Here is a 12,771-nt window from a genome sequence, read left to right as displayed (position 1 = left end):
CTCCTCTTCGTTGATCGAGATCGATCTCTCACTGTACTCACGTCTCGATCGACGGTATGAATGAACGCATGCACTTCCCGCGGGTGATCCACCTCGTCGCTGATGACGTGTCCGTCCTCCTCACCCAGACGGGAGGGGCGGTGCCGGTGATCGCGCACTGGGGTCCGCGGATCGACGCGAGCGACGACGAGCTCCGCGCCTTCGCCGGAACGCCTGTCCGCACGGGGATCGACGGCGTCTCCGATGTCCCCTACGAGCCCTCGATCCTGCCCGAGCACGCCTCCGGATGGAGCGGTCTGCCGGGCCTCAGGGTGCACCGCGCGGGTGCCGGGTGGTCGCCGCGGCCGGTGGTCGCCTCCGTCACGGTCGACGGCGGGAGCCTCGCCGAGGGCGGCGTCGTGCAGCACGGGAGCGGCACGGCGGTCGTCGAGGCGAGCGACGACGAGATGGGGATCGGGGTCGTCCTGGAGATCGATCTCTCGCCTCAGGGTCTCCTCAGGACCCGGGTCACCGTCCGCAACGACGGCGCGGACCACCTGGAGATCGTCGGGGTGGATCCCGCGCTGCGCATACCGACGGCGGCGCGCGAGATCCTCGACTTCTCGGGGCGCTGGGCCGCCGAGAAGATCCCCCAGCGGCACCCGGTCGCCGTCGGCACCCACTCCCGCTCCTCCCGTCGCGGCCGCACGGGGCTCGACGCGACCACGGTCGTCGCGGTCGGCACCCCGGGCTTCGACGCGGCAGCCGGCCAGGTCTGGGTCTGCCACGTCGGCATCGGAGGCGACCACGAGCACGCGGTCGAGCGCACCGACGGCCACCTCGCGTTCCGCGGCGGCGAGCTGCTCCTGCCTGGCGAGGTCCGCCTCGCCTCGGGCGAGAGCTACACGTCGCCGTGGGTGTACGGCTCGTTCGGCGAGGGCCTCGACGCCGCCGCCGCCCGCTACCACGCCTTCCTCCGGGCTCGATCGCGCTCGTCGCGGCGCCCGCGCCCCGTCACCCTGAACGTCTGGGAGGCGGTCTACTTCGATCAGGACTTCGCCACCCTCGCCGAGCTCGCCACCCGCGCCGCCGCTCTCGGCGTCGAGCGGTACGTCCTCGACGACGGCTGGTTCCTCGGCCGCGACGACGACCGGGCGGGCCTGGGCGACTGGACCCCCGACCCCTCCTCGTGGCCCGACGGCCTCGGCCCTCTCGCCGAGCACGTCCGCGGCCTGGGCATGGAGTTCGGCCTCTGGGTCGAGCCCGAGATGATCAACGAGGACTCGGATCTCGCCCGCGCGCACCCCGACTGGATCCTCCGCGCCCGAGCCGAGCTGCCTCCGCGGTTCCGCTTCCAGCAGGTCCTCGACCTCACCAACCCCGACGCGTACGCGCACATCCTCGGCACCCTCGACGGCCTCGTCACCGACCTCGACGTCGCCTACCTCAAGTGGGACCACAACCGCGATCTGATCGACGCCGGCCACCCGGCGACCGGCACCGCAGCCGTGCACGAGCAGACGCTCGCCCTCTACCGCCTGCTCGACGAGCTGCGCGCGCGGCACCCCGAGCTCGAGATCGAGAGCTGCGCCTCGGGCGGCGGACGTGTCGACCTCGGGATCCTCGAGCGCACCGACCGGGTGCACACCTCCGACAACCAGGATCCGCTCGACCGCTCGAGGATGCTCCGCTGGACGGGGCTCCTCGTCCCGCCCGAGATGCTCGGCTCCCACGTCGCCTCGACGGTGTCCTCGGTCACCGGCCGCACCAGCGACCTGCACACGCGCTGCGCCGTCGCGTTCCTCGGCCACTTCGGCATCGAGTGGGACATCCGCGAGCTCACCGACAACGAGGCCGGCGTCCTCGCCTCCTGGATCGCCTCGTTCAAGGAGCACCGCGGGCTGCTCGCCACCGGGCGCGTCGTCGGCGACGGCGACTTCGACCCCGACGCGCCCTCGCTCCGGGGCGTCGTCGCCGTCGACGGCTCGGAGGCGCTCTACACGGTGATGACGCCCGCTCTGTCCGCGGACTCGCGGCGCCGCCTCCGGCTGCCCGGTCTGCTGCCCGAGGCGCGGTACCGCGTCGAGGCGGCGCGGCCGGAGTCGCTCGGCCCCGGCTGGCTGAGCCCGCACTGGCTGGAGGCGACCGTCGCGCTCGACAGCGACGCCGACGCGCCCTCGTACTCGGGGAGCCTCCTGCGCGAGGCGGGCCTCGACCTCCCCACCTTCCATCCCGACAGGGTGCTCGTGCTGCGTCTCGTCCGCGTCGACGCCTGAGCGCACGACCCGGCCCCGCCACCTCGACCACGATCACAACGGAGTCCTTCGTGAACACCACCATCACCGTCGATCTCGACCGACCGGGCGCGACCATCAGCAAGCACCTCTACGGGCACTTCGCCGAGCACCTGGGGCGCTGCATCTACGACGGCTTCTGGGTCGGCGAGGGCTCGCCGGTGCCGAACGTCGGAGGCATCCGCCTCGACGTGGTCGAGGCGCTCAAGGCGCTCGACATCCCGAACCTGCGCTGGCCGGGCGGCTGCTTCGCCGACCGCTACCACTGGACCAACGGCATCGGTCCGCGCGAGGAGCGACCGGGCCTGATCAACACGCTCTGGGGCGGGGTGGCCGAGGACAACTCCTTCGGCACGCACGAGTTCATGGCGCTCTGCGAGCTGCTCGGCGCCGACGCCTACATCTCGGGCAACATCGGCTCGGGCACGGTGCAGGAGATGGCCGACTGGGTCGAGTACCTCACCGGTGCGGGGAAGAGCCCGATGGCCGACCTCCGCCGCGCGAACGGCCGCGAGGAGCCGTGGACCGTGCGCTACTGGGGCCTCGGCAACGAGACCTGGGGCTGCGGCGGCAACATGCGCGCCGGCGCCTACGCCGACCTCGCGCGGCAGTTCGGCACGTTCTGCCAGAGCGGCAACGACACTCCGCTGCACCGCATCGCCGCGGGCGCCGATGGAGCCGACACCGCCTGGACCGAGACGCTCATGCAGGTCATCCCCGAGATCGGGGCGCACCCCTTCTCCTCCGTCCCGTGGGAGGCGGTCTCGGTGCACTACTACACGATCGGCGGAAGCTGGTCGGCGAAGGGCAGCGCCACCGACTTCGACGCCGACACCTACTGGAGCACCATCGTCGCGGCGCAGGGCATCGAGGAGCTCCTGCGCTCGCACGCCGCGGTGATGGACGTCTACGACCCCGCGAAGACCTACGGGATGGTGCTCGACGAGTGGGGCACGTGGTGGGACGTCGAGCCCGGCACGCACCCCGGCTTCCTCTTCCAGCAGAACACCGTCCGCGACGCGATGGTCGCGGCCTGGCACTTCGACGTGTTCCACTCCTTCGCCGACCGGCTGACGATGGCGAACATCGCGCAGACGGTGAACGTGCTGCAGGCGATGCTGCTGACCGACCCCGACGGAGGCGAGATGGTGCGCACCCCCACCTACCACGTCTTCGAGATGAACAAGGGGCACCACGAGGCGACGGTCCTGCCGACCACGGTCGTCGGCCCGACGCACACCGTCGACGGCCGCGAGATCCCGGTCGCCTCCGCCTCCGCGAGCACCAGGGACGGCCGCGTCCTCGTCTCGCTCACCAACGTCGACCTCGACGCGCCGCTCGAGATCGACCTCGACTTCCGCGGCGGATCGGTGGCCGGCGCGACCGGTCGCCTCCTCACCGCCGACCGGCCCGACGCGCACAACCGCCCGGGCGACGCGGACGCCGTGAGCCCCGTCGCGTTCGACGGCTTCGAGACGACGGCGACGGGGCTGCGCGTGACGCTCCCGCCGCACTCGTTCGCGACCCTCTCACTGGAGCTCGCGTGAGCACGGACGATGCGAGCACGGTCGACGTCGTGAGCACGATCGACGTCGGCGTCGTCGTCGGCTCCCCGACCGGCCGCGAGGTCAGCCCCGACCTCTGGGGGCTCTTCCTCGAGGACATCAACTTCGCCCTCGACGGCGGGCTGAACGCCGACCTCGTGAAGAACGGCGACTTCGAGGCCGGGCCCGCCGACCGCCCCGGCTGGGGCCCGCTCACCGCGTGGTCGGTCGAGTCCGGCGACGTCCGGGTCCGCAGCGCCGACCCCGTGAGCTCGGCCAACGCCACGCACGTGCGCCTGCACGACGCGACGCTCGTCAACGGCGGCTACAACGACGACGGGATGCCCGTGCCGACCGCGACGCTGCGCCTGCGGTTGCGGGCGAGGGCCGCAGGACCCGGCGCCCGCCTCCGAGCAGGCCTGCGCGCCCTCGACGGCTCCGTCGCCCCGGTCGACCTCGCGCTCACCGGCGAGTGGAGTGCCGTCGAGACCGATCTCGCGGCGCCGGCCGCGCACCGCATGTCGCTCGTGCTCGAGGGCTCGGGAGTCGACGTCGACCTCGTCGAGCTCCGCCCCCTCGACGACAGCGGCGAGCCGGTGCTCTTCCGTCCCGATCTCGTCGAGGCGCTGCGGGCCCTGCACCCGGCGTTCGTCCGCTTCCCCGGCGGCTGCCTCGTGCACGGGTTCGGGCTCGACAACATGTACCACTGGAAGACGACGGTCGGCCCGCGCGATCAGCGCCGCCCGCTGCCGAACACCTGGGGCTACCACCAGTCGATGGCGATCGGCTACCACGAGTACTTCCTGCTCTGCGAGAGGCTCGGGGCGACTCCGATGCCGATCGTCGCGGCCGGGGTCAGCTGCCAGAACACGCCGGGAGGCGCGCAGGCGATCCCGATCGGGCGCATGCCGCAGTACGTGCAGGACGTGCTCGACCTCGTCGAGTACGCGAACGGCGACGCCGACTCCCGCTGGGGCGGCGTGCGCGCGGCGGCGGGCCACCCCGAGCCGTTCGGCCTGCGGATGCTCGGCGTCGGCAACGAGGACACGGTCGACGCGCAGTTCACCGAGCGCTTCGAGCAGATCGCCGCCGCCCTGAAGGAGGCGCACCCCGACGTCGCGCTGATCGGCACCGCCGGTCCGTGGCCGTTCGGTCGCGACTTCGAGGCCGGCTGGGAGGTCGCACGGCGGCTCGAGCTCGACGTCGTCGACGAGCACGGCTACCGCTCGCCGCGCTGGCACTGGCAGAACCACGAGCGCTACGACTCCTACGAGCGCGGCGGCCCCGCCGTCTACCTCGGCGAGTGGGCGGCGCGCGGGTCGACCGTGCGCTCGGCGACGGCCGAGGCGGCCTACATGGTCGGCCTCGAGCGCAACTCCGACGTGGTGCGCATGGCGTCGTACGCTCCGCTGCTCGCCCGCATCGGCGACTCGCAGTGGACGCCCGACCTGATCTACTTCACCGACGACGCCGTGCTCGGCTCGGCGGCGTACGACGTGCACGCGCTGTTCTCGGCGAACCGCGGCGAGCGGGTGCTGCCGGTGGGTCTCTCCGGAGTGCCGGTGCGCGAGCAGCCCGAGCCCCGCCTCGGGCCGGCGCGTCTCGCCTCCCCCGGCTCGCGCACGGCCTTCACCGGCATCGTCGCCGACGGCGTCGCACTGCCCGACGTCGTCGTCGACGGCGAGCATCCGGAGGCGCACCTCGCGATCCCGGCCGACACCCGCGACCTCGCCTTCACGGCCACCCGCCTCGCGGGCGTCGAGGGCTTCGACGTCGTCCTCGGCGATCCCGCCTCCGGCACGACCCACGAGGTGATCGCGGGCAGCTGGCGCAACCGCTCGCTCATCCTGTCGCGCCGCGACGACGGATTCGGCGACGAGATCGACGGCCCGTACATCTTCGAGGGGGTGCAGACCGGCGTGCCCCGGCGCGTCGAGATCTCGCGCGACGGCTCCCGCCTCGTCGTCCGGCACGACGGAGTCGTCGTGCACGATCACGTCGACGACCGGCGCCCGAGCCCCGAGGTGGCCGTGGGAGCCACCGCCCGCGGAACGGGCGACGAGGAGGAGACCGTGGTCACGATCGTCAACGGAGGCGGCGCCGCGGTCGCCGCGCACGTCTCGGGGTTCGCGGGCGCGGTGGTCGCCGGCGCGGTCGTGCTCGAGGGAGGCGATCCCCTCGCGGGCGCGGCCTTCGAGCCGTCGCCGCTGCGCCGGGTGGCATCGGAGCTGCGGGGCGTCGATGCTCTGCGGGTCGAGGTGCCCGCGTGGTCGATCGCCTCTCTCGTCGTCCGCGCCGAGCGCCCGGGAGCCCCGGAGTGAGGGCCGAGCGCGTCCGCGCCGCCCTCCGCCCGCCGATGGGCTGGAACAGCTGGGACTGCTTCGGCGCCTCCGTCACCGAGGCCGAGGTCGTGGCGAACGCCGAGTTCCTGGCCGAGCACCTGCTCCCGCACGGCTGGGACACGGTCGTCGTCGACATCCAGTGGTACGAGCCCGACCCGGGAACGGCCGACTACCGGGAGGTGTCGGCACCCGTCCTCGACGACTGGGGGCGGCCCCAGCCCGCCGTCGGCCGCTTCCCCTCCGCGAGAGAGGGCGGGTTCACGGCGCTGGCAGCGCGGGTGCACGCCCTCGGGCTCCGCTTCGGGGTGCACCTGATGCGGGGCGTGCCGCGGCGCGCGGCCGAGGAGCGCCTCCCGATCCTCGGCTCGACCGCGACCTGCGCCGACATCGCCGACCGCTCGAACGTCTGCCCGTGGAACCCCGACAACTTCGGCGTCGACATGACCGCACCCGGGGCTCAGGAGTACTACGACTCGGTGCTCGCGCAGCTGGCGTCGTGGGGGGTCGACTTCGTCAAGCTCGACGACGTGCTCTACCCGCCGATCCAGGCCGACGAGATCGCCGCGATATCGCGAGCCGTCGACGCCTCCGGGCGGCCGATGACCCTGAGCCTCTCGCCGGGCAAGCAGCTCTCGCTCGAGAACCTCGACGTGCTGCGGCAGAACGCGCAGCTGTGGCGGATCTCGGACGACTTCTGGGACGACTGGTCCGCGCTCCACGAGCAGTTCCAGCGCGCGGCGCGCTGGGCTCCGCACCAGCGCCTGGGCGCGTGGGCCGACGCCGACATGCTGCCGCTGGGCCGCATCGGGATCCGCGCCCACGTCGGCGAGGACCGGCTCTCGCGGTTCACGCCTGCCGAGCAGCGCACCCTGGTGACGCTCTGGTGCATCATGCGCTCACCGCTGATGATGGGCGGGCATCTGCCCGACACTCCGGCCGACACCCTCGAGCTGCTCACGAACGACGACGTGCTCGCGCTGCTCAGCAGCGACTCGAGCCGCGAGATCGTGCGCGACGGCGACCTCGTCGTCTGGGCCGCGTCGCAGGGCCCCGTCGAGTGGCGCGCTGTGTTCTGGCTGGGCGCTGCCGGGACCACGCTGAGGGCGCACCTCGCCGACCTCGGCGTCACCGGCACCCCGGTCGACGTCTGGAGCGGCGCGCGCCTCGACGTGATCGACGGCGCCGTGCCCCTGGAGGTCGAGCCGCACGGCGTGCGCCTGGTGCGCTTCGACGCCTGACCGCACCCCGTCCCGCGAGCCCGCCCCCTCCGCCGAGAACGCAGGAGTTGTCGTACTCGACCACCGAGTACGACAACTCCTGCACACTCGCCGCCGTGCCCGCGCCTCGACGGCGGGCCGCAATCCAGAAGTTGTCGTACTCGGCCACCGAGTACGACAACTCTTGCGTTCTCGGAGCAGTGGAGCCGCCGGGTCAGGCCTCGGTGTCGACGAGGGCGTCGAGGGCCGCCAGGTCCTCGGGCGAGATCGTGAAGTCGACGTCGGCGTTCTCGGCGATGCGCGAGGGCGTCGTCGACTTCGGCAGCGGCAGCACGTCCTTCTCGAGCAGGTAGCGGATGCACAGCTGCGCGACCGACTTGCCGTAGCCGGCGGCGATCCCCGCGATGTCGGAGTTGTCGAGCAGCCCGCCGGTCGCGAGCGGCGAGTAGCCCTCGACGAGTATCCCGGCCTCACGGCAGTAGGCCGTCGTCTCGTCCTGGGTGTTGCCGACGAACCAGCGGATCTGGTTCGCGTGCGGCACGACGTCGGTCGCGGCGATCAGCGACTCGAGGTCGGGCACCGAGAAGTTCGAGACGCCGATCGCGCGCGAGCGCTTCGCCTCGTAGATCTCCTGCATCGCCGTCCACGCCGCGATGTTGCCGTCGCGGTGGTCCGATCCCATGTCCGACCAGGGCCACGGCGCGTGGATCAGGTACAGGTCGACGTAGTCGAGCTCGAGCGCGGCCATCGTCGTCTCGAAGCTGGCCTTCGCGCCCTCGTAGTCCTTGACCTCGGCGGGGAGCTTGGTCGTGATGAAGACCTCGTCGCGGGGAACGCCGCTGTCGCGGAGGGCGCGTGCGACGCTGGCCTCGTTGCCGTAGCCGCGGGCGGTGTCGAGGTGGCGGTAGCCGACCCGGAGCGCCTCGGTCACCGCGTCGTAGGCCTCCGGCCCGTCCGGGATCTGCCAGGTGCCGAAGCCGATCTTCGGGATCGTGACTCCGTTGGACAGGGTGAAGGTGTCGGTCAGTGCGGGCATGTCTCTCCTCGAGGGGTGGTCCTCGCGCGCCGTCGCGCCGAGGGATCTGCAGAGCCACGCTATGTCAGCGCCGACTCGGTCGGAGGGGCCTTGCGGAACCCGACTCCGGGGGTGTCAGGCGGAGGCGACCGACCAGGGAGTGCGCAGGGCGCGCTCCCCGAGCACGCGGCGCTCCCCCGTGATCGCGACGTCGGCCGTGGCCGCGGCGTCGGCGGCCGACGGGCCGGCGATCAGGCGCAGCGGGCCGGGATCCACCCCGAGCGTCCCGTCCTCGCCGGTGACGGCGAGGCGAGCCGCGTCCACGTGGAAGTGGACCGCGAGCCTCTCGCCGGCAGCGATCGGCACGCGGGCGTAGCCGAGCAGCTGCACCACCGGGCGCACGACCGGCGCAGTCGGGAACGCCGCGTAGAGCTGGACGATCTCGACGGTCGACTCCCCGTCGTTGCGGATCGTCACCGCCGCGTCGAGCGAGCCGTCGGTGCCGAGCGCCGCAGGCGCGGCGAGCGCCTCGTAGACGACCGCGCCGCGGTTCAGCCCGAACCCGAACGGGAACAGCGGGGTGTTGTCGAGCGCCGTGATCCCGGGGTTCGAGCGCCCGAGCGCCGGCTGGAGGTAGGTGGTCGACGCGGCCGGGTGACGCGGGATCTGCACGGGCAGCCGTCCGGTCGGCGCGACCCGCCCCGAGAGCACGCCGGCGACCGCCGCGGCCCCGTCGGCTCCGGGGAAGAACGCCTGCACGATGCCGCGGGCGCCGGCGTAGTCGCCGAGGGCGTAGGGGCGGCCGGACAGCACGACCACGACGGTCGGCACCCCGGTCTCGATGACGGCCCCGACCAGGGCGTCCTGCGAGCCGGGCAGGCGCAGGTCGGCCGCGTCGCAGCCCTCGCCCGAGGTGCCGTCGCCGAAGAGGCCGGCGATGTCGCCGACCACCACGACCGCGGTGTCGCTCGCGCGGACCGCGTCGACGGCGGCCGGGAGGCCGGAGGCGTCGTCGGAGGTGATCGCGCCGCCCGTCTCGAAGCGGATCCGGTCGGCACCGAGCTCCTTGCGGAGCGCGGTGAGCAGGGTCGGGATCTCGATGCCGAGCGCGTGCCCGGGGTGCTTCGAGAGCACGTGGTTCGGGAACGCGTAGCAGCCGATGAGGCTGCGGAACTGGTCGGCCGCGGGCCCGACGACGGCGACGGTCCCGGAGGCGAGCCGCGCGAGGGCGTCGTCGTCGCGCAGCAGCACCACCGACTCCTCGGCGAGCTGCAGCGACAGCCCGCGATTGCGCGCGCTGTCGAGGTCGACGCTCTCGGCGTCGGCCGGGACGAGGGGCGCGCCGTCGAACAGCCCCGCCTCGAACTTGTGCCGGAGGTGGCGCCGGACCGAGCGGTCGAGGTCGCGCTCGTCGACGACTCCCTCGCGGATCAGCCGGGGCAGCTCGCCGTAGGCGGCGGTCGTCGGCAGCTCGACGTCGAGCCCCGCACCCAGCGCGAGCCGCCCGGCGTCGGCGGCGTCGACCGCCACGTGGTGCATCGCGTGGAGGAACGGGACGGCCCAGTAGTCGGCGACCACGGTGCCCTCGAAGCCCCACTTCTCGCGGAGGATGCCCGTCAGCAGGTGCCGGTTGGAGCTGCTCGGCACGCCGTCGATGTCGGTGTACGACGTCATGACGCTGCGGGCGCCTCCGTGCCGGAGGGCCGCCTCGAACGGAGGCAGAACGGTGTCGGCGAACTCGCGGGCGCCCATGCTGACGGGGGCGTGGTTGCGGGCGCCGCGCGACGCCGCGTAGCCGGCGAAGTGCTTCAGCGTCGCGATGATGCCCGCGCTCTCGAGGCCCGCGACGTAGGCGGCTCCGAGCTGCGAGACGAGGTACGGATCCTCGCCGAGGGTCTCCTCGACGCGGCCCCAGCGGTAGTCCTTCACGACATCGACGACCGGGGCGAGCCCCTGGTGGATGCCGAGGGCGCGCATGTCGGAGCCGATCGCCCCCGCCATCTCGCCGACGAGGTCCTCGTCGAACGTCGCCGCCCAGGCGAGCGGCGTCGGGAACGCCGTCGCCCCGAAGGCGGCGAGCCCCGTGAGGCACTCCTCGTGGGCGATGGCCGGGATCCCGAGCCGGTTCGAGTCGACGACCCGCTCCTGCAGCTCGCGCAGGCGGCGGACCCCCTCCGCGACCGTGACCGGCTCGGTGCCGAAGACCCGGGTGAGCTGGCCGAGGCCGCCCTCGAACGGATCGGCGGCCGTCTCGGGTCCGCCTTCGAGTCGGGGCGCGAAGTCGTCGGCCGACTCGGTGAGCCAGATCGATCCGAGCTGCGCCGCCTTCTCCTCCAGGGTCAGCTCCGCGGTGAGGAGGCGGGCCCGCTCGGCGGGGGGCAGGGAGGTGTCCCGCCACCCGAGACCGATCGGGCCGGTCTCGGGCAGCGCGGTGGGGGCGTCGTGGAGCATCAGCCCTTGAACGCCCCGTCCATGATCCCCGACACCATCCGCCGACCGACGAAGAAGAACGCGATCAGCAGCGGCAGGGTGGCCATGAACGAGCCGCCCATCGCCAGGGCGACATCGATCGAGCGGTTCGCCTGGAGCTGCTTCAGCGCGATCTGCACGGTGAAGAGCTCGGGCGACTTGAGCACGATGAACGGCCACATGAAGTCGTTCCACACGGCGGTGAACGTGATCAGTCCGAGCACGAACGCGGCCGGCCGGACGACCGGGAACGCGATGCGCCAGAACAGCTGCCACGAGTTCGCGCCGTCGATGCGGGCGGCCTGGATGAGCTCGTCGCTCACGGTCGTCGACATGTGCTGCCGCATCCAGAAGATGCCGAACGCGCTCGCGAGCCCGGGGACGATGATCGCCTGCAGCGTGTCGACCCAGCCGAGCCACGACACGATCAGGTACTGCGGGATCACGCTGAGCTGAGCGGGGACGGTCATCGTCAGCAGGACGATGAGGAACAGCAGGTTGCGGCCGGGGAACTGCAGCTTGGCGAACGCGAAGCCCGCCATCGCGCAGAGGATCGCCGAGATCACCGCGACGGTGAGCGAGACGAACGCGCTGTTCACGAGCGAGGCGATGAACGGCACGGTGTCGAAGACCTTCTCGGCGACGGCCAGGAAGTTCGTGCCGGGATACAGGCGCGGCGGGATCGACGTGACGGCCGTGGCACCCACGGAGGCGACGACGAACATGTAGTAGAGCGGGAACACCGACACCAGGACGGCGAGGCCGAGGAACACGTAGGACGGCCAGCCGACTCCACCGGGCTTGCCGCGGCGCTTGGGCAGCGCCGAGGTCTTCATCGTCGGGGCGAGGGCCTGCGGAGCGGCCTGATCGATCACATCGGACATCAGACGGCCGCCTTCCGGGTGCGCGTGGAGAGGTAGAAGTTGAGCAGCGACACGACGACGACGATCACGAACAGCACGACGCCGATCGCGGATCCGTAGCCGAACTTGAACTGGCTGAAGCCCTGCTCGTAGAGGAACAGCGCCAGCGTCTGGCACTGCCGGCCCGCACCGCAGGTGAGGCCCGATTCAGGAGAGGCGAGCAGCGGCTCCGTGAAGATCTGCAGCCCGCCGATGGTCGACATGATCACGGTGAAGACGATGATCGGGCGCAGCGCCGGGATCGTCAGGTGCCGGAACTGCTGCCAGCTCGAGGCGCCGTCGACCGAGGCGGCCTCGAACATCTCGCGCGGCAGCGACTGCAGGCCCGCCAGGTAGAGCAGCGTGTTGTAGCCGAACCAGCGCCAGAAGACCATCGCCGAGATGAGGATCCACGAGCCGTAGTTGGTCGCGAGGAAGTTGACCGACGGCAGTCCGAAGATCCCGAGCACCCAGTTGATGAGCCCAAAGTTCTTGTCGAAGATCTGCGCGAAGACGATCGCGGTCGCGGCGACGGAGGTGATGTAGGGCACCAGGAGCGCCATGCGGAAGAAGTTCGCCCAGCGCAGCCGCGCGTGGTTGAGCAGGTGCGCGAGGAAGAGAGCGAACAGCAGCTGCGGGATCGTCGAGATCAGGAAGATGCCGAAGGTGTTCAGCAGGGCGTTCCAGAACCGGCCGTCCGCGAACAGCATCTCGAAGTTCTTGAAGCCGACGAACACCTGCTCGCCGATGGGGTTCCAGTCGAACAGCGACACGTAGAACGTGAAGAGGAGGGGGAACAGCCCGAAGACGATGAAGATCAGGAAGAAGGGCGCGATGTACGCGTAGGGGGCGATCCGCTCCGAGAGGGAGTTGCGGATCCGCAGGGCTTTCTGGACCGGGGCCTTGGGCTGCTTGCGCTGCTTGGGGGGAAGTGTGGCTGTCGCCGTTGACACGTGAGGAACCTCCGTCGAAGAGGTGGCCCGGCGCTGGTCGCGCCGGGCCACTCGGG

Annotated in this window: 8 protein-coding genes; 4 read left to right on the top strand and 4 right to left on the bottom strand. The window is 71.9% G+C overall.

From position 1 onward, the window contains the following. The first annotated feature begins 68 nt into the window (after positions 1-68). From B9Y99_RS10175 to B9Y99_RS10160, 4 genes are read left to right on the top strand one after another with little or no spacing between them, the layout of a single operon-like run. Complete coding sequence (locus B9Y99_RS10175; RefSeq protein ID WP_129588047.1) at positions 69-2,255, top strand: alpha-galactosidase; 2,187 nt, start codon at positions 69-71, stop codon at positions 2,253-2,255. A gap of 50 nt (positions 2,256-2,305) precedes the next feature. Then, positions 2,306-3,820 carry an alpha-N-arabinofuranosidase gene (locus B9Y99_RS10170; protein ID WP_085476506.1) on the top strand — a complete coding sequence of 505 codons (1,515 nt, stop codon included), beginning with the start codon at positions 2,306-2,308 and terminating at the stop codon, positions 3,818-3,820. Beyond that, entirely contained in the window at positions 3,817-6,138 is a 2,322-nt protein-coding gene (locus B9Y99_RS10165; RefSeq protein WP_085476505.1) for an alpha-L-arabinofuranosidase C-terminal domain-containing protein, read from the top strand. Before B9Y99_RS10170 ends, B9Y99_RS10165 begins: the two co-directional genes overlap by 4 nt. Beyond that, positions 6,135-7,397 (top strand): glycoside hydrolase family 27 protein, encoded by a 1,263-nt coding sequence (locus tag B9Y99_RS10160; RefSeq protein ID WP_244274867.1) that lies wholly within the window; start codon positions 6,135-6,137, stop codon positions 7,395-7,397. The genes B9Y99_RS10165 and B9Y99_RS10160 overlap by 4 nt, the downstream gene beginning before the upstream one ends. Positions 7,398-7,590: 193 nt before the next feature. Here B9Y99_RS10160 and B9Y99_RS10155 read toward each other — a convergent pair whose 3' ends face one another. The 4 genes from B9Y99_RS10155 to B9Y99_RS10140 all read right to left on the bottom strand — a co-directional run bounded on the left by B9Y99_RS10155 (position 7,591) and on the right by B9Y99_RS10140 (position 12,715). After that, on the bottom strand, positions 7,591-8,412 hold the full coding sequence (locus B9Y99_RS10155) for an aldo/keto reductase (RefSeq protein WP_085476504.1): 822 nt from the start codon (positions 8,410-8,412) through the stop codon (positions 7,591-7,593). 114 nt (positions 8,413-8,526) lie between these two features. After that, the gene (locus B9Y99_RS10150) at positions 8,527-10,842 is read right to left on the bottom strand and encodes a beta-glucosidase (protein WP_085476503.1); all 2,316 of its coding nucleotides are present in this window, start codon (positions 10,840-10,842) and stop codon (positions 8,527-8,529) included. Beyond that, positions 10,842-11,744, bottom strand: coding sequence for a carbohydrate ABC transporter permease (locus B9Y99_RS10145; protein ID WP_244274866.1), 903 nt, complete (start codon positions 11,742-11,744; stop codon positions 10,842-10,844). Before B9Y99_RS10145 ends, B9Y99_RS10150 begins: the two co-directional genes overlap by 1 nt. Beyond that, positions 11,744-12,715, bottom strand: coding sequence for a carbohydrate ABC transporter permease (locus tag B9Y99_RS10140; RefSeq protein WP_085476502.1), 972 nt, complete (start codon positions 12,713-12,715; stop codon positions 11,744-11,746). Before B9Y99_RS10140 ends, B9Y99_RS10145 begins: the two co-directional genes overlap by 1 nt. Between the last annotated feature and the right edge of the window lie 56 nt (positions 12,716-12,771).

Origin of the sequence: Rathayibacter oskolensis (assembly GCF_900177245.1) — a bacterium.
Taxonomy (GTDB): Bacteria; Actinomycetota; Actinomycetes; order Actinomycetales; family Microbacteriaceae; genus Rathayibacter; species Rathayibacter oskolensis.
Note: the sequence above shows the minus strand (reverse complement) of the source record. Positions and strands in the feature narration are given on the sequence as shown.